This is a genomic window from Kribbella pittospori (assembly GCF_004331465.1).
GTDB classification, from domain to species: domain Bacteria; phylum Actinomycetota; class Actinomycetes; order Propionibacteriales; family Kribbellaceae; genus Kribbella; species Kribbella pittospori.
This window is the reverse complement of record NZ_SJKB01000005.1, coordinates 525,415-541,173: the sequence shown is the minus strand read 5'-3', so window position 1 is coordinate 541,173 and position 15,759 is coordinate 525,415. Positions and strand designations below refer to the sequence as shown.

The 15,759-nt window shown below is 68.0% G+C and carries 17 protein-coding genes; 9 read left to right on the top strand and 8 right to left on the bottom strand.

Annotated elements, in window-relative coordinates; genetic code table 11:
* Nucleotides 1–93: 93 nt before the first annotated feature.
* A complete protein-coding gene (locus tag E0H73_RS19405) occupies nucleotides 94–783 on the top strand; it encodes a response regulator (RefSeq protein ID WP_131358016.1) in 690 nt (229 codons plus the stop codon).
* Here the strand turns inward: E0H73_RS19405 and E0H73_RS19400 are convergent.
* Nucleotides 744–1,172 (bottom strand): PRC-barrel domain-containing protein, encoded by a 429-nt coding sequence (locus tag E0H73_RS19400; RefSeq protein ID WP_202867453.1) that lies wholly within the window; start codon nucleotides 1,170–1,172, stop codon nucleotides 744–746. The genes E0H73_RS19405 and E0H73_RS19400 overlap by 40 nt on opposite strands.
* A 387-nt stretch (nucleotides 1,173–1,559) precedes the next feature.
* Between E0H73_RS19400 and E0H73_RS19390 the strand changes: the two genes are divergently transcribed.
* Nucleotides 1,560–3,524, top strand: a complete 1,965-nt coding sequence (locus E0H73_RS19390; RefSeq protein ID WP_238164093.1) for an acyl-CoA dehydrogenase family protein — start codon at nucleotides 1,560–1,562, stop codon at nucleotides 3,522–3,524.
* 1 nt (nucleotide 3,525) lies between these two features.
* Here E0H73_RS19390 and E0H73_RS19385 read toward each other — a convergent pair whose 3' ends face one another.
* Nucleotides 3,526–4,008 (bottom strand): GNAT family N-acetyltransferase, encoded by a 483-nt coding sequence (locus E0H73_RS19385; protein WP_238164092.1) that lies wholly within the window; start codon nucleotides 4,006–4,008, stop codon nucleotides 3,526–3,528.
* 452 nt (nucleotides 4,009–4,460) lie between these two features.
* On the opposite strand from E0H73_RS19385, the gene E0H73_RS19380 reads away from it, so the two are divergent.
* The 3 genes from E0H73_RS19380 (at nucleotide 4,461) to E0H73_RS19370 (ending at nucleotide 8,505) form a co-directional block, all read left to right on the top strand.
* Complete coding sequence (locus E0H73_RS19380; RefSeq protein WP_202867452.1) at nucleotides 4,461–5,639, top strand: IS110 family RNA-guided transposase; 1,179 nt, start codon at nucleotides 4,461–4,463, stop codon at nucleotides 5,637–5,639.
* A 550-nt stretch (nucleotides 5,640–6,189) separates the two neighbouring features.
* Nucleotides 6,190–6,858 (top strand): class I SAM-dependent methyltransferase, encoded by a 669-nt coding sequence (locus E0H73_RS19375; protein ID WP_131358010.1) that lies wholly within the window; start codon nucleotides 6,190–6,192, stop codon nucleotides 6,856–6,858.
* Nucleotides 6,859–6,945: 87 nt separating this feature from the next.
* Nucleotides 6,946–8,505 (top strand): PucR family transcriptional regulator, encoded by a 1,560-nt coding sequence (locus E0H73_RS19370; RefSeq protein ID WP_131358008.1) that lies wholly within the window; start codon nucleotides 6,946–6,948, stop codon nucleotides 8,503–8,505.
* Here E0H73_RS19370 and E0H73_RS19365 read toward each other — a convergent pair.
* Nucleotides 8,469–9,098 carry a DUF1989 domain-containing protein gene (locus tag E0H73_RS19365; RefSeq protein ID WP_131358005.1) on the bottom strand — a complete coding sequence of 210 codons (630 nt, stop codon included), beginning with the start codon at nucleotides 9,096–9,098 and terminating at the stop codon, nucleotides 8,469–8,471. The two genes, E0H73_RS19370 and E0H73_RS19365, sit on opposite strands and share 37 nt — an antisense overlap.
* 119 nt (nucleotides 9,099–9,217) lie before the next feature.
* Between E0H73_RS19365 and E0H73_RS19360 the strand changes: the two genes are divergently transcribed.
* Both E0H73_RS19360 and E0H73_RS19355 read left to right on the top strand, forming a co-directional pair.
* Nucleotides 9,218–10,339, top strand: a complete 1,122-nt coding sequence (locus tag E0H73_RS19360; protein ID WP_202867451.1) for an oxidoreductase — start codon at nucleotides 9,218–9,220, stop codon at nucleotides 10,337–10,339.
* Nucleotides 10,336–11,205 (top strand): polysaccharide deacetylase family protein, encoded by an 870-nt coding sequence (locus E0H73_RS19355; RefSeq protein WP_131358002.1) that lies wholly within the window; start codon nucleotides 10,336–10,338, stop codon nucleotides 11,203–11,205. The genes E0H73_RS19360 and E0H73_RS19355 overlap by 4 nt, the downstream gene beginning before the upstream one ends.
* On the opposite strand, the gene E0H73_RS19350 is transcribed toward E0H73_RS19355, so the two are convergent.
* From E0H73_RS19350 to E0H73_RS19340, 3 genes are read right to left on the bottom strand one after another with little or no spacing between them, the layout of a single operon-like run.
* On the bottom strand, nucleotides 11,193–12,140 hold the full coding sequence (locus E0H73_RS19350; protein ID WP_131357999.1) for a nucleoside hydrolase: 948 nt from the start codon (nucleotides 12,138–12,140) through the stop codon (nucleotides 11,193–11,195). The two genes, E0H73_RS19355 and E0H73_RS19350, sit on opposite strands and share 13 nt — an antisense overlap.
* A 21-nt stretch (nucleotides 12,141–12,161) precedes the next feature.
* The gene (locus E0H73_RS19345) at nucleotides 12,162–12,542 is read right to left on the bottom strand and encodes a VOC family protein (RefSeq protein ID WP_131357996.1); all 381 of its coding nucleotides are present in this window, start codon (nucleotides 12,540–12,542) and stop codon (nucleotides 12,162–12,164) included.
* Between the two features lie 2 nt (nucleotides 12,543–12,544).
* Complete coding sequence (locus E0H73_RS19340; RefSeq protein WP_238164091.1) at nucleotides 12,545–13,270, bottom strand: arsenate reductase/protein-tyrosine-phosphatase family protein; 726 nt, start codon at nucleotides 13,268–13,270, stop codon at nucleotides 12,545–12,547.
* A 129-nt stretch (nucleotides 13,271–13,399) separates the two neighbouring features.
* Between E0H73_RS19340 and E0H73_RS19335 the strand changes: the two genes are divergently transcribed.
* Nucleotides 13,400–14,023 carry a DUF1684 domain-containing protein gene (locus E0H73_RS19335; RefSeq protein ID WP_202867450.1) on the top strand — a complete coding sequence of 208 codons (624 nt, stop codon included), beginning with the start codon at nucleotides 13,400–13,402 and terminating at the stop codon, nucleotides 14,021–14,023.
* Here the strand turns inward: E0H73_RS19335 and E0H73_RS19330 are convergent.
* Both E0H73_RS19330 and E0H73_RS19325 read right to left on the bottom strand, forming a co-directional pair.
* Entirely contained in the window at nucleotides 14,012–14,428 is a 417-nt protein-coding gene (locus E0H73_RS19330) for a hypothetical protein (protein ID WP_131357990.1), read from the bottom strand. The genes E0H73_RS19335 and E0H73_RS19330 overlap by 12 nt on opposite strands.
* A 1-nt stretch (nucleotide 14,429) precedes the next feature.
* Nucleotides 14,430–14,939, bottom strand: coding sequence for a DUF2231 domain-containing protein (locus tag E0H73_RS19325; RefSeq protein WP_131357987.1), 510 nt, complete (start codon nucleotides 14,937–14,939; stop codon nucleotides 14,430–14,432).
* Nucleotides 14,940–15,052: 113 nt separating this feature from the next.
* Here E0H73_RS19325 and E0H73_RS19320 point away from each other — a divergent pair, with 113 nt between their 5' ends.
* Entirely contained in the window at nucleotides 15,053–15,754 is a 702-nt protein-coding gene (locus E0H73_RS19320) for a helix-turn-helix transcriptional regulator (RefSeq protein WP_202867449.1), read from the top strand.
* Nucleotides 15,755–15,759: the final 5 nt, after the last annotated feature.

Here is a 15,759-nt window from a genome sequence, read left to right as displayed (position 1 = left end):
GCGCCCTCGGCGGTCAGCCACCGGCCAGCGGTTCAACAAGAAGCCTCACCACACACTCCCCGAACTGGCTACTACTGAGGGGATGGTGCACCAGTGAGCGTCCGGGTGCTGGTCGCCGACGATCAGGATCTCGTCCGTACCGGGCTCGCGATGATCCTCGAGGCGCAACCCGGCATCGAGGTGGTCGGTCAGGCGGCCGACGGACGCGAGGCGGTCGAGCTGGCCCGCCGGCTTCGGCCCGATGTGTGCTTGTTCGACATCAGGATGCCTGGCATGGACGGGATCGCGGCAACCCGCGAGCTCGCCGGAGCCGGTGTCGAGGACCCGATGGCGATCGTGGTCATCACGACGTTCGACGTGGACGAATATGTGTACGGCGCGTTGAAGGCGGGGGCGCGAGGCTTCCTGCTCAAGGACGCCGGGCCTGACCTGCTGGTCCAGGCGATCCACGCGGCCGCCAACGGCGACGCCTTGATCGCGCCGAGGATCACCGCCCGGCTGCTCTCCGCGTTTGCCGACGCACCCACCGGCCGTACGCCGGTTCAGCTCGTCGATCCGCTCACCACACGCGAGGAGCAGGTCCTTATCGCCACGGCCACCGGCCGAACCAACGCCGAGATCGCGACCGACCTCCACATCAGCCTCAGCACCGTCAAAACCCACCTCACCAGCGTGATGGGCAAGATCGGCGCCCGAAACCGCGTCGAAATCGCCATCTGGGCCTACGAAACCGGCCGCATCAATCACCGAGGCAGCGGACCCCAGAACGGTGGGAAGTCGTAGTACCCGTACACCTCTTCGTAGTACCTGCGCTCAGGCACGACATCCGGGTCGTACACCGGCCCGCCGGCGACCCTCGACCGCTCCGCGGAGATGTGTACGACCTCGTCCTCGACGCGAGTGATCGCCTCGACCGGGACCAGCTGCCGCTTCTCACCGAGCCCGAGGAACCCACCCGAGCCAACCTCGAGAAACCGCGCCCGCCGCTCGGTCTCGTCGATGATCAGGCCATCGACCTTGCCCACCTCGTCGCCGTTGCGATCGACCACGCTCCGGTCACGCAGGTCGTCGGCAGGATCGGCAACCTCCAGGCCGACATCCATCAGCCGGACCAAGGTGTGTGCGTCTCGCCCGGCGTCCTTGTCCCAGGTCATCCTCGGCTCGTCAGTCATCTCATCCCCAGTAACAGTCGGTGATTCACCGGCCCGGTACCCGGCCGTCGAGCACTCATTCGGCGCATGGATCCGGGCCGGTCGGGCACGAGGACGGTGAGAAGGACACCTGGGACCGGGGGAAGGACCGGGCAATGGCACGTCACGCGATGTGTGAGGACCGGTCGGCGGGGGCGACTCAGCCGCCGATGCCGCCGCCGGAGCCGCCCGAGCCGTCGGAGCCCTCGGCCCCGGATCTGCCGCCTGAACCCCTCGAACCGACTGAGCCGTCCGACCCGACGGAGCCGGTCACGCTGCCCGGACCGATCCGCCTACGCGGTTCACAGAAAGCTACTTCCGGGTAAGACTGGTGGGTAGGGACGTGCCCCCGAGCAGGGAGGATGCGGCGTGACCACGGAGCAGGTACCGACGGAGCAGATGACCGAGCAGCCGGGAGCGGCGCGCAACGCCAGCGAGCGCGAGGCCCGGGAAGTCGCGGAGGCGGCGCGGCAGACCGAGTGGGACCGGCCGAGTTTCGCCAAGAAGCTGTATCTCGGTGACTTCGACCTGTCGCTGATCCACCCGCACCCACGCTCCGCGCCGGACGACGTCGCGCGCGGCGAGGAGTTCCTGGCCAAACTCACGGCGTACTGCGAGACGCTCGACGGCCAGGTCGTCGAGCGGGAGGCGAAGGTCCCGGACGAGTGGCTGCAGGGTTTCGCCGAGTTGGGCGTGTTCGGCATCAAGGTCCCGGCCGAGTACGGCGGCCTCGGCCTGTCCACGACGTACTACGGCAAGGCCTTGATGATGGTCGGATCGGTTCATCCCAGCCTTGGCGCACTCGTGTCCGCGCACCAGTCGATCGGCGTACCTGAGCCGGTGAAGATGTTCGGCACCGACGAGCAGAAGGCGAAGTTCCTGCCGCCCTGCGCCGCGGGTGCGGTGACGGCGTTCCTGCTGACCGAGCCCGATGTCGGATCCGACCCTGCCCGGATGGCGTCGACGGCGACTCCGACCGAGGACGGCGAGGCGTATCTGCTCGACGGTGTGAAGCTCTGGACCACCAACGGAGTGATCGCCGAACTCGTCGTCGTGATGGCGCGGGTGCCGAAACACGAGGGCGGTCGCGGCGGCATCAGCGCATTCGTGGTCGAGGGCGACGCACCGGGCATCACGGTGGAGAACCGCAACGCCTTCATGGGACTGCGCGGGATCGAGAACGGCGTCACCCGGTTCCACCAGGTCCGCGTGCCGGTCGAGAATCGCCTGGGTCGCGAGGGTGACGGTCTGCGGATCGCGCTCACCACACTGAACACCGGTCGGCTGTCCATCCCGGCAACCTGCACCGCCGCTGCCAAGTGGTGTCTGAAGATCGCCCGGGAGTGGTCTACGGAACGGGTCCAGTGGGGCCGGCCCGTCGGCAAGCACGCCGCGGTCGCAGAGAAGCTCTCGTTCATCGCGGCCACCACGTTCGGCCTCGAGGCGGTACTCGATCTGTCCGCGAAGCTGGCCGACGCGGGCAGTAAGGACATCCGGATCGAAGCCGCGCTGGCGAAGTTGTGGTCCAGTGAGATGACTTGGCTGATCGCTGACGAACTGGTCCAGATCCGTGGTGGTCGCGGTTACGAGACCGCCGATTCGCAGGCTGCACGCGGCGAACGCGCGGTGCCGGCCGAGCAGATTCTGCGCGACCTGCGGATCAACCGGATCTTCGAGGGTTCGACGGAGATCATGCACCTGCTGATCGCCCGCGAGGCAGTCGACGCGCACCTGGCCGCGGCCGGCGACCTCGCCTCGGCGGATGCCGACCTGCAGGCGAAGGCGAAGGCAGCGGTGAAGGCGAGCGGCTTCTACGCGAAGTGGCTTCCACAGCTTGCCGTCGGCAAGGGTTCGGCGCCGACGTCGTACGCCGAGTTCGGACCGCTGGCGAAACACCTCCGGTACGTCGAGCGGACGTCGCGGAAACTCGCCCGGCAGACGTTCTACGGAATGGGCCGCTGGCAGGCGAAGCTCGAATACCGCCAGGGCTTCCTGGGCCGGATCGTCGACATCGGTGCGGAACTGTTCGCGATGGCCGCCGCCTGCTCCCGGGCCGAGATGCTGCGCACGGACGATCCGGCGCGGGGCGAGACGGCGTACGAGCTGGCAGGCGCCTTCTGCGAACAGTCCCGGCTCCGAGTGGATCACCTCTTCGAGCGGCTCTGGAAGAACACCGACGACACCGACCGCCGCTTGGCGAACCACGTCCTCGACAGCGCCTACACGTGGCTCGAATCAGGCATCGTCGACCCTTCCGAAGGAACCGGCCCCTGGATCTCCGAGTGGCAACCAGGCGAGTCCACCGCAGCAGACGTCTCCCGCCGCTACCGCTGAATCAGCTGAGGTGGAGGCGCATGAGGATGCGGGGGTGGCCGGCCAGGACGGAGGTGGTGTCGGCGGCCTTGGTGAAGCCGGCGCGTTCGAAGTTCTTGCGGATGCCGGGGTAGGCCATCGTCAGGTCGACCTTGGCGTCCCCGCTGTCGAGTGGGTAGGCCTCGACCGCCGGCGCGCCGTGCTCGCGGGCGAACTCGACGGCGCCGTCGATCAGGGCGTGCGAGATGCCCTGCTTGCGGTGGCCGGGACGGACACGGATGCACCACAGCGACCAGACTGGTAGATCGTCGATATGCGGGATCTTCCGGTTGCGCGCGAACGACGTGTCCGCCCGCGGCGCGACCGCTGCCCACCCCACCGGCGTCTCGTCGTCATAGGCAAGCACTCCCGGAGACAGTTCCGCCCGGCACAACTCAGCGACGTACTCACCTCGCGCCTGTCCGCGGAGTTCGTTGTTCAGCTTGGACGGGATCCGATAACTCAAACACCAACACACATTCGATGTCGGCGACTTGGGCCCGATGACAGCACGAACATCCTCGAACACCTCGGCCGGCCGGATCTCGATGCACATCCCACCACGATCCCACGACGTCAGCAGGGCGCCGCGGTCAGCTTGATGTAGTAGACCGGAGTCCAGTCGTAGAGGTCCCGGACCGGTGGTGCCTCACAACCGATCTCCCGCCCGTTGGCGCCCAGATCCTCATCGCGGCTACTTGTTCCATTGACGTCACGGCCGGCGTCTGACGAGGCTCGGTCGAGGTGTCCGAGGCTGTCGCTCTCATCGCGGCTGCCCACGGATCGCGTGTGGCTCTCACATGGCCTGCGCAGCCTGGGACACCGCCCCGAGCGGGAGAGGCTCAAGAAGGGGTGGGTCTGCTCGAAGTAGCGGTGCCCTCCGGCTCGACACTCATCGGTTGAGCCTGAGGAGGCAACGTGAGCCAGGAATTCCCGCGGGTCGTCATCGGTATGGACCCACACAAGCGATCGGTGACCATCGAGGTGATGGACGGTGACGAGCACGTCCTCGGTGGAGGCAGGTTCGCCACCGGCACCGCCGGCTATCGCTCGATGCTCGACAGCGTTGGTGCCTGGCCGAACAGGATCTGGGCGATCGAGGGCTGCAACGGCATCGGCCGCCACATCGCTCACCGGCTGATCGCGGACCGGGAGCAGGTCGTCGACGTCCCGCCGAAGCTGTCCGCGCGGGCACGTGTGTTCGCTACCGGCCAGGGCCGCAAGACCGACGCCACCGACGCGCACTCCGTGGCATTGGTCGGAACCCGCATGACGGGGCTGCGTCCGGTGGTCGCCGATGAGCAGCTCGAGGTACTCCGGCTGCTGGTCGACCGCCGCCGCGCCCTGGGTGAGGAGCACACCCGGAAGGTCTCCCAGCTGCACGCGCTTCTGCTGGAACTCATCCCTGGCGGGGCGAAGGTGTTCTTGTCCGCTGCACAGGCCCGCAAGCTGCTGGCATCGGTGCGTCCGCGCGACGTGGTCGGCAAGACCCGCAAACGGGTCGCAACCGAGCTCGTGATCGACCTGGAGAAGATCTACGCCCGAACCAAGGCCGCCGACAAGGAACTCACCGAGCTGGTCAAGGCCACCGGCACCGGCCTTCTGGACCTGCACGGCATCGGCCCCTCCGGTGCTGCTCGACTGCTGGTCGAGGTCGGTGACATCACCCGGTTCCCCGACCGCGCTCACTTCGCCTCCTGGACCGGCACCGCACCCATCGACGCCTCCTCCGGAGACCACGTCCGGCACCGCCTCTCCCGCGGCGGCAACCGGCAGATCAACCGGGTGCTGCACGTCATGGCCGTCGTTCAGCTACGCAACCCGACCGAAGGACGCGCCTACTTCGACCGCAAGAAGACCACCGGCAAGACCTCCATGGAAGCCATGCGCTGCCTCAAACGACGGCTCTCCGACCTGATCTACAAGACCATGCTCGACGACCTCGTCGCCGCGCAGAAGACGGGCCCGGGAGGACAACCAGGCAACGACTCTGTCTCCAGCGCGACCGGCTCACAGCCCAGCACCGGCTCTTCGGACAAGTCACATCCCGAACCCGCCAAGACCAAGCCTAACCGCACCCTTCCAGCCGCGTCTTGACACAGAAGGGAGCCATGGAAATCCTGGGTGTTGTCGGTGACCCCGACGCCGTACCAGTTGTGCAGCGTACGTGCCGTACTTGTAGAACTTGAACCAGTAGTAGCCGTTGCCGTAGGGCACGGTCGCGCACGCATACCCGACGTCACACCCCGCCCCCACCGCCGCTGCCGGGCGGAAGATACACGCGGTACGCAGCCGCCGGCGAGGTCGTCGGCGCCGCAGCTGCCACCACCTCGTCCGCCGGTTGTTTCTGCACGGCGTCGGCAGGGGCCACCGTCGCACCGACTGCCAGACAACTCACCAGCAGTCCCAGTCCCGCCGTACGTTTCCAATCCCCATGAGCCTCTCCGCATCACGTCGACAAGGAATCCAGTCGAGCCAGTCGACCACCGCCGAGTGTCACGCCACACACATTTCGACCACCCTCGAAAGGAGACGCGGTATTTCGGTCGAGCTGGGGTGGTTGAGGTTCTAGGGTCGGCGGGTGAGCTCGACTTGGACTAATGAAGCTGCGATCAGTCGGTGGGACGCCTCTAGTACGCGGGAGGTGATGGAGGCGACGGCTGAGGAGGGGGACTTTGCCAAGCGGCATCTGGTCAATCCGGTGTTGTTGCGGTTGCTGGGCGACGTACGGGGTCGGCGGGTGCTGGACGCGGGATGTGGGAATGGGTACTTCAGCCGCATGCTTGCCGAGCGTGGAGCTGAGGTGGTGGGCGTCGAACCGAGCGAGGCGATGGTGACGTTCGCTCGTGACAAGGAACGCGAGACCGGCCGGAGCACTCGCTATGTTCAGGCCGACCTGACTCGGCTGCCCGACCTGGGTGGCGCCTTCGACGCCGTGGTCTGCAGCATGGTGCTGATGGCGATCCCCGACTGGAAGCCCGCGATGCGTGCCTGCGTAGAAGCGCTGCGGCCCGGCGGTCTGTTCGTGTTCGCCCTGGTCCACCCTGCCTTCGAGAATCTGTGGGCGACCTGGCGCGAGCACGGCGAGTACCGCCAGGACCGGTACCTCGAGGAGTACGTCGTCCACGGTCCAGCCGCGCCCGACTTCCACCGCCCGCTCTCGGCGTACCTCAACGAACTCGCCGCCCTGGGCTGCCGCCTCCGCGAAATCGTCGAGCCGGGCCTCGACCCATCCGTAGCAGCCACCACCCCCGGCCTGACCGCCTACACACGCCTGCCGAACTTCCTGATCGTCTCCGCCGAGGCTCCAGCCTGAGTCGTTCAGGGTCCCGCGACGGTGATTGTGACTGTGGATCCGTCCTGCCTCACTGTGAATCCGTGCAGGACTGGATATGTTCACAGGGTGTTGAGTCTTGGGGCGCTGCTGAACGATCGGTCGCTCGAGTTGCGGCTGCTGGTTCCGGGCGTGGAGGGAGCGGTCGAGCGGGAGGTGCTGTGGGTGCACAGCACCGAGCTGCCGGATCCGTCGCCGTACCTTCGGGCCGGGGAGCTCGTGCTGACGAACGGATTGTGGCTGCGGGAGACGTCCGCGGCGGACTTCGCGGCCAACGTACGACGGTCCGGTGCGGCGGGCATCGTGTTCGGGCTGCGGGACGTGATGCCGGAGACGCCGGCCGAGTTGATCGAGGCATGCCGCCAGGAGGACCTGCCGCTGGCGGAGATCTCGATCGCGGTCCCGTTCACCGCGGTGGCCGAGGCTGCGTCGGCGCTGCAGGCCGACGAACGCCGTGACGCTCTGGTCGGCATGGTCCGGCGCGGTGATGCGCTGGCCTCGGCGATCTCGCACGGTGCGGGCGCGTCCGGCGTACTGGCTGTACTGCGGCGCGAACACGAGCTGCCGCTGGCGGTGGTGGACCGGATGGCGAGGCCGTTGGCATCAGCGGGGCTGGACCTGTCCGCGGACCAACGCCGACGCGTTGCTGACGGGCTGGCCCGCCATCCACCGCCGCTGGAGATCGATCTCGGTGGGCCGGAAGGTCGCGCGACAGTATTCCTGGTCGGGGCCGTCGGCGATACGGACGCCGCGCTGTTGTGCCTGCGACCGGTGAGCGAGCTGACCAGGCTGCAGCAGGATGCGCTGGACCAGGTGGCACGCTTCCTCAGCCTCGAGGTCGCGAAGCAACAGGCGATCCAGGCGATCGAGCTGCGGTTCGCGAGTGAGCTGCTGGACATGATCCTGTCCGGCGCGCAGCGGGCGGCCGAGGTTCCCGACCGGCTACGGGCGTTCGGGGTGGATCCGTCCGGTCGGTTGGCGGTGCTCACGGTCGCGTTCGCCGACGGTGCCGAGTCGACCTTGCCCGGCCTGACGGACACGATCGGCGAGTTCTTCCTGGCCCAGGGCCTGGCAGTGGTCGTCGCCGGCGGCAGTCAGGACGTGGTCGCGGTACTGCAAGAGCCCCGGCAGGATTTGAAGGAACTGGCCGAGGCGCTGTGTGCTGTGGTCCTGAAGCGCTTCCCGGATCGCCGGCCGGTCGTCGGGCTCGGTGACACGGCCGCCTCGGCGCGGGAGTTGCGGCAGCCGTTGGTGCAGTCCCGCGAGGCCTGCCAGGTACTGCGCCGCCGGCACGGAAGTCAGGCGGTCGCGTCGTTCCGGGAACTGGGGACACACCGCTTGCTCCTCGGCCTGCAGGACGCAGGGACGCTGCGCGGCTTCGCGGACGGTGTGCTCGGACCTCTGCGACAGCATGACAGCTCGCGGGACAGCGAGCTCGAGTCCACCCTGCGAGCATTCCTCGCTCACGACGGCCAGTACGGCGCGACCGCCGCCGCACTCTACGTGCATGTGAACACCCTGCGGAATCGGCTGGCTCGGATCACCGAGCTGACCGGTCGAGACGTCGCACGCACTGAGGATCGAGTGGACCTCTACCTGGCCCTGGAAGCGGACGAGCTGGCCGAATAGCGCACGACGTCGATGGCGAGGTCGGTCGGCCGAGAGTTGTTGATGACGGTCAGGTCCTGTGGGCACGCGGAGACCACGACCACGCAGTCGAGCTCGGCGCGGAAGGTGATCGAGTCGCCGGGGGCCGTGGCCGCGGGCAACCAGTCGAGGGTGCCGTCCGGGCGCACCGGCACCTGCATGAAGAGGTTGACCGGCTGCGGTACGACGTCGATCGCACGTCCGAGCGCATCCCGCAGGTTTTGGGCACAGGACGGATGATCCGGTACGCCGAGTCCGGCGTACCGGGCGTCGTCGCAGGCCGCGATGAGGAGGTCGTGCCGGCCCGGTGAGGTGTCCTCGACCAGGGTCAGGATCGGGCGGCGCTCGTTCGTTGTGAAGGCTTCAGCGATGGCGGGGAAGAGCCGGCTGGTCGCCGTCCTCGTGTGCGAGGCGCTGAGGTGTTCGGGGGTGATCCCCGACGGCGTGGCGACGTACGCAAACAGATCGCCGACCTGTCCGCCGGCGACGTCGACGACGCGCACGTGGTCGCCGCGCTGGACCCGGACGGCGCGTCCGGTTCGGGCGGGCACCACGGTACGAGCGGTTGTCTGCATGACGCCAACTCCAGCAAAACGGTGCGTGGGTCTGCAGTGGACGATCCTCCAGCATGCTGGCTTGATCTTGTGGCTTGATCCATCGCGAGGTTGTGCCCGGCGCTGATGAAGTTCAGGACATGGAACTGACGACAACTCACCCGGCCCTGCGACCGATCGGACTCGGCGCCCTCGAACTCGCGAACCGTTTCGCCGTCGCGCCGATGTCGCGGGTGTCGGCCACGCCGGACGGCGTACCGACGGACGAGATGGCTGAGTACTACGCGGCGTTCGCCGACGGCGGTTTCGGCCTGGTGATCAGCGAAGGCACCTACACCGACCCGGCGTACAGCCAGGGCTACCTGAACCAGCCGGGTCTCACCACGGCGGCTCAGGTGGCGGGATGGCGGGAGGTGACTCGCCGGGTCCATGCCGCCGGCCGGCCGATCCTCGCCCAGTTGATGCACGCCGGCGCCATCTCGCAGGGCAATCCGGACCGCACGGAGCGAGTCGGGCCGTCGGCGATCCGGCCGATCGGCGAGATGTTGTCCGAGTACGGCGGTCAGGGTCCCTGGCCGACGCCACGCGAACTTACCGAGAGTCAGATCGACGAGGTGATCGCCGGCTTCGCCGCGTCAGCGGTCCGGGCTCACGAGGCCGGATTCGACGGCGTGGAGATCCACGGCGCCAACGGGTACCTGCTCGACCAGTTCCTCACCGTCTATACGAACCAGCGCACGGATTCGTACGGCGGACCGGTCGCGAACCGGATCCGGCTGACTGCCGAGGTCGCCGCGGCGATCGTCGCGGTGACGCCGCCCGGGTTCGTCGTCGGCGTACGGCTGTCGCAGACGAAGGTGAACGATCTCGAGTACCGCTGGCCCGGCGGCGCGTACGACGCCGAGGCCGTCTTCGAGACCGTGGCCGGTCAGGGTGTCGACTATCTGCACATCGCCAGCGAGGGCCGGGACTGGCTCGAGACCGCTCGGCTGCCGGGTGGTCAGACGATCACCGGGCTCGCACGCAAGGTGAGCGGGCTGCCGGTGATCGCGAACGGCGGCATGCACGACCCGGAGCGCGCGGATCACGTCCTGACCGACGGCCACGCCGATCTCGTCTCGATCGCCCGGGGCGCGCTCGCGAACCCCGATCTGCCCCGTCGTCTCGGCAACGAGCACGGGCTCGACCGGTTCGACCGCCGGATGCTCGAGCCGGCGGCCACCCTGGCGAACGCGAAGCAGTGGCAGACTGCTCGGTCATGACGATCCCGACGTGGCATGGCGGGGCACAGGCCGTCGTCACGCTCACCTTCGATGTCGACGCCGAGACGCCGATCCTCGCGGCCGGGCGCAGGTACGCCGATCACCTGACCACGATGTCGCACCAGGCGTACGGTCCGGACGTCGGCGTACCGCGGATCCTGGAGCTGCTGGCCGATCTCGACGTACCGGCGACGTTCTTCGTGCCGGGTTGGGTGGCCGAGCAGCGGCCGGGGCTCGCGGCGACCATCCAGGACCGTGGCCATGAGGTCGCTCACCATTCCTACAGCCATCGCGCGCCGACCACGCTCACCGCGGAGGACGAGCGGGCGGACTTCGAACGGGCCCTCGAGGTATTCGTTGCGCAGGGCATCGAGATCCACGGGCACCGGGCCGCGCTGTGGGAGGCGACCCGGACCACGCTGGACCTGGTCGCCGAGCACGGTCTCGCGTACGACTCGTCGCTGATGGGCGACGACCGGCCGTACCTCCTCGACGTCGGCGGCCGGTCGGTCGTGGAGCTGCCGGTGCACTGGTCACTCGACGACTGGGAGCAGTACGCGTATCTCCCGTCGCCGCAGATCGGCACCGTCATCGAGTCGCCGCGCAAGGTCCTCGAGCTGTGGCGAGCGGAGCTGGACGCCATGCGGCACTACCGCTGTTTGCTCAACCTGTGCCTGCACCCGTTCCTGTCCGGCCGACCGAGCCGCCTCCTCGCCCTGCGCGACCTGATCGAGTACGCCCAATCCTGCGGCGACATCACCTTCGCCCGCTGCCGAGACCTGGCTGCCGCGGCCCGCTCCGACCGCGCACTCTCACCACGAACCCCGCCGGCCGTCGTACCGGACCCTTCTGTCTACCCCGGTTGATCACCGAGGAGAGCGATGGCGTCGATGAGCTTGGTCCAGAAGGCGGCACGGTCGAGCTCCACCGCGACCTGGGCGTTGGGCGGGCGGCCGGTGTAGTGGTGGAGGTCTACGGCCGTGGCGCCGGCGGTCCAGTCGCCCTTGGTTTCGATGACGACGTTCGCCTCGACGCAGTGGACGATGGTGGGGTCGATGACTCGGGCTACGGCGACCGGATCGTGCAGCGGGGGAGCGGTGAAGCCCCAGAGGCGCTTGTAGGTCGAGGCGAAGAACGTCATCCACTCGATGCAGATCTCGGCCAGCGGAGTGCCGATGCGCGTGAAGGCAGCTAGTACGTCGTCCGTCACCAGCGCTTGATGCGTGACGTTCAGGCCGCACATCGTGAACCGGACACCTGATCGCAGGACCTGGTCCGCGGCCTCGGGATCCACGAAGCAGTTGGCCTCGGCGTACGGCGTGACGTTGCCACGCTCGGTCGACCCACCCATCCACACGACCTCGTCGATCCGGTCAGTCAGATCCGGTCGGTCAGCGAGCAGCCGCGCGACGTTTGTCAGAGCTCCGGTCGCCACGATCGTGACCGGCGCATCGTGCGTGGTCAGTACGTCGACCAGCAGCTCGTGCGCCGTGATCGTTGCCTCAGGCACCGTCGGGTCGCCCTCGAACAGCGGTCCGTCCAACCCGGTCTCGCCGTGCACGTCGTCAGCGATCCGCAACGGCCGCACCAACGGACGATCGGCCCCGCGAGCGACCGGAACATCCCGCGCCCCGGCCAGCGACAGCACCCGACGAGCGTTGACGGTGCACTTCTCAACCGTCTGGTTCCCGGCCACGGTAGTGACCCCGAGCAGGTCGACCGCAGGATCCGCGACCGCCAGCAGCAACGCCATCGCGTCGTCATGCCCAGGATCACAATCAAGCACTACCGGTATCACCACCCGCACATGCTAAAGCCGCCGTCAGCCCGCGGGCTGGAAGAGTTCGATCAGGTTGCCGGCGGGGTCGGCGATGAGGATCTGGCGGCCTCCTGGGCCGGAGGTGGGTTCGCTGCGGAACGGGACCTTGGCGGCCTCGAGCCGTTCGATCTCGGCGTCGAGATTGTCGACAATCAGATGGATGCGGTTTCGGCCGGCGTCCGACGCGTCGTCCGGGGTGGCGCGGGCGCCAGAGGTCTGCGGTCCGGAGAGCAGGAGGCGCAGATGTCCGCGGGTGACGTCGGCGAACGGCGGCGCCGGGTTGCTTCGCAGTACGAAGCCGAGCTGGGTGGTGTAGAAATCGATGGCCGCCGGGACGTCGTCGACGATGTAGCGGACGCTGGCGAAGGTCTCCTCTTCGGTCATGATCAATCCTCCTTGAGGCTCGGTACCAGGTGCCGAACCCGGTTGTCGATGTCCGCCGCCGCGGAGACGAACCTCGAATAACTGCTCCGGCCGTCGTCGCCGGCCGAAGGGTCGGGGATGCTCCAATGGGCGCGGGGCGGGTTGTCGGCGAGCGATTCGCGCGCCTTGTCGCACAAGGTGATCACGCGCGTGAAACGACTGTGCAGGGTCGGGTTGAGCGCCCGCGGTGCCTGTTCCTCGATGTCGATGTCGTAGTGCTCCCGCAGTACTCGCACGGCGTGGGGATGGATCCGGTCCTTGGGTCTGGTCCCGGCACTGCTCACGCGGACGCGGTTCCCGGTTCGGTGCCGCAGGAGCGCCTCGGCGATCGGCGAACGAGCGCTGTTGCCGCTGCAGATGAAGAGCACGCTCGAACGCCGTGGCGGTTCCTCCGGCACTGGTTTCATCCGGAGCGCCGGATGCAGCGCGGTGCCGGCATCGGCCAGTGCCTCGGCACAGCGATCGAGGTCGAGGTGGTAGTAGCTGTCCCGCGCATCGAAGCTGCTACGCCGCGAGGTCACCAGCCCGCCGTCGCGCAGAAGCCTCAGGTGGTACGACACCAGGTTCTGCGGCTCATCGACAACGGCGACCAACTCCCGCACCCGCAGATCGCTTCGGGCGAGCTCCGTCACCAACTGCCATCGCAGCGGATGACTGACCAGCCGGATGAACTCAGGCACACCGTTCACGGCCCCTGACATTACATCAAATCCATTTGATGGACCATCCTTCGTCGACAACAGCTGATCTCATCCGTCGTACTCCTCAACCGGCTGCGCCGGTCGAGGAGCTGTTGAGGGGCGCCGTAGGGTGGCTGGGTGAGCGAAGAACGGGGAGCGCCGGGCGCGCTGGATACGGCTGACTGGCGGCGGCGAGTGTTTGCGCTGTACGGCGCTGTGCGAGCGGCCGGCGACCTGGCCGAGGGGCACGCGCTGTGGCGGGCAGGCAGAGACGAGCTGCTGGCGACCCACCCTGCATCGCCTGTCGAGGAGCGCGACGGCTTCAGAGGGGTTCCGGTGGGGGAGTACCGGCCGGAGTTGCGGTTCGAGGTCGCGATCGACACGGATGTCGAACCCGTCCGGTGGGAGGTCCCTTCGGCCACCGACGGCGTCATCCCGTTCTCGCGGGTCGGCGTACTGCACCTGCCCGCGATCGGCGACCTCGACGTGTGGTGGCTCGAGTCGTACGGCGGCGGTGTGTTCGTGCCGGTCAAGGACGCACTGGCCGGCTCACATACGTACGGCGGTGGCCGCTATCTGCTCGACACCGTCAAAGGCGCGGACCTCGGTGGTGACATCCGCGAGGGCCGGCTCGTCGTGGACCTCAACTTCGCCTACAACCCGTCGTGCGCCTACAGCCCGCTGTGGACCTGCCCGCTCGCGCCCGCCACGAACACGGTGAAGGCAGAACTTCCGGTCGGCGAACTGACCTCAGACCTCTAGGGCCGCCAGCAACACGAGCACCACGGTGACGACGGCGAACAGGCCGTGGCCGCCGACGACAGCGACGGGGAAGTGCCGCTCAGGCGGTACGTCGGCGGTCGCCACCTCGGCCGTCGCGCGCGCTCGGTACGTCGGCAACCAGCGTCGCAGCATCGCGAACCCGAGCAAGGCCACCGGCACGAGCAGGATGAACGCGACCCAGGCCAGCACGTCGCTGTCGGCGATCAGATAGATGATCCACAGCACGAGCCCGATGGCCGCGAGCGCGAAGTGGCTGAAGATCAGTGCCGGCCGGAATTTGCTCGCGCTCGGCTTGCGCGGCCCGCCGTTGCTGATCCAGGTGTACAGCAGGTAGAAACCGCCGATCGCGGTGATCAGCCACGTGACGAGTGCTGCGATACCCATGTCATCTCCTCGGCTCGAAACCTTCGGCTTGGTCGTCCTCCTCGGCGACGCGTACGCCGTACCGGAAGGCCAGCTTTCCCCCGAGATAGCCCGACACCATGAGTGCGGCCAAGCTGACCCCCGACAGGACGATCGGCCCGACCGCGACCTGGTCGGCATCGGATCCGCGGCGCCAGAGCGCGTTGACGACGTAGGCCACGACGATCGCGACGTTCAGGATCAGGTGGATCAACCCGGTCCGGAACGCCGGTGTGCCGGGCGGGATGGCGAAGAAGTCCAGCAGCCCGACGGTCGCGGCCGCGAGCGCGCCGACGATGCCGATCACGATCAGCCACGTCGACGCCTGGACCAGGTACGCCGCGTCCGCCGCCTGCGATCCGATGTCGAAGACGAAGCTGGCCACCCAGGCGCCGATCGGGATCGTCACCAGGATCGGGTGGAACGGGTGACCGTACGGGCCGGTGAGCAGCGCACTGACGGGGTGCTTCGCGGCAGACGACCGATCGGACATCGGCACCTCCTATTTCACCAATCGAGTTTGGTCTTATTCGGACTGGCAGGTCAAGAGGTGGGCGCGCGTCGGCGTCGCTTTTGGCCAATGTTCGTGTCCGTTATCGTGGACGAGTGGCTGACGAGGGGCTCGGTGCGGACGCGACGATCAGGGCGGTCTCGGCGTTGAGCGACGAGTCCCGGCGCCGGATGTTCGAGTTCTGCCGTCGGGCCGGCCGTGCGATCAGCCGGGACGAGGCGGCGGCGGAGGTGGGGATCTCGCGGAAACTGGCCGCGTTCCACCTGGAGAAATTGGTCGAGGCCGGGCTTCTACGAGCGCACTACGAGCAGGGCGGCAGGCTTCGCAAGGTCGGCCGCGCGCCGAAGCTGTACGAACCGGTCGAGACCGACGTGCAGGTGTCGATCCCGCCGCGCCGGCCGGACCTGCTCGCGGAGATCCTCCTCGACGGCGTCCTCAGCCAGGACGACGGCAGCCCGATGGACTCGGCGATGAAAGCAGCCTTTCGCCGAGGTGAACGGATCGGCGAGGAGGAACGCGCCCGGAGTCGACCGGGCCGGTTGAGTTCGGAACGTGCGTTGACGTTGTCAGAGGCAACGTTGTCCCGCGTCGGCTTCGAACCGGATCGCCCGCGGCCGAACTGCGTCCGGCTGCACAGTTGCCCGTTCCACCCACTCGCCCAGGCGCAACCCGACGCCGTCTGCGGCATCAATCACGCCTTCCTCACCGGCATGCTCAGCGGCCTCCGGGCGACGACAGTCCGCGCCATCCTCGACCCAGCCGGCGGCGAGTGCTGCGTGGAGATCACCGCCGACTGACAGGT

What these genes read in the sequence shown, in the direction of transcription:
- E0H73_RS19400 (WP_202867453.1), bottom strand. Translation starts at nt 1,172, where the DNA reads ATGACTGACGAGCCGAGGATGACCTGGGACAAGGACGCCGGGCGAGAC.
- E0H73_RS19375 (WP_131358010.1), top strand. Translation starts at nt 6,190, where the DNA reads ATGGAGGCGACGGCTGAGGAGGGGGACTTTGCCAAGCGGCATCTGGTC.
- E0H73_RS19365 (WP_131358005.1), bottom strand. Translation starts at nt 9,098, where the DNA reads ATGCAGACAACCGCTCGTACCGTGGTGCCCGCCCGAACCGGACGCGCC.
- E0H73_RS19360 (WP_202867451.1), top strand. Translation starts at nt 9,218, where the DNA reads ATGGAACTGACGACAACTCACCCGGCCCTGCGACCGATCGGACTCGGC.
- E0H73_RS19355 (WP_131358002.1), top strand. Translation starts at nt 10,336, where the DNA reads ATGACGATCCCGACGTGGCATGGCGGGGCACAGGCCGTCGTCACGCTC.
- E0H73_RS19345 (WP_131357996.1), bottom strand. Translation starts at nt 12,542, where the DNA reads ATGACCGAAGAGGAGACCTTCGCCAGCGTCCGCTACATCGTCGACGAC.
- E0H73_RS19330 (WP_131357990.1), bottom strand. Translation starts at nt 14,428, where the DNA reads ATGGGTATCGCAGCACTCGTCACGTGGCTGATCACCGCGATCGGCGGT.
- E0H73_RS19325 (WP_131357987.1), bottom strand. Translation starts at nt 14,939, where the DNA reads ATGTCCGATCGGTCGTCTGCCGCGAAGCACCCCGTCAGTGCGCTGCTC.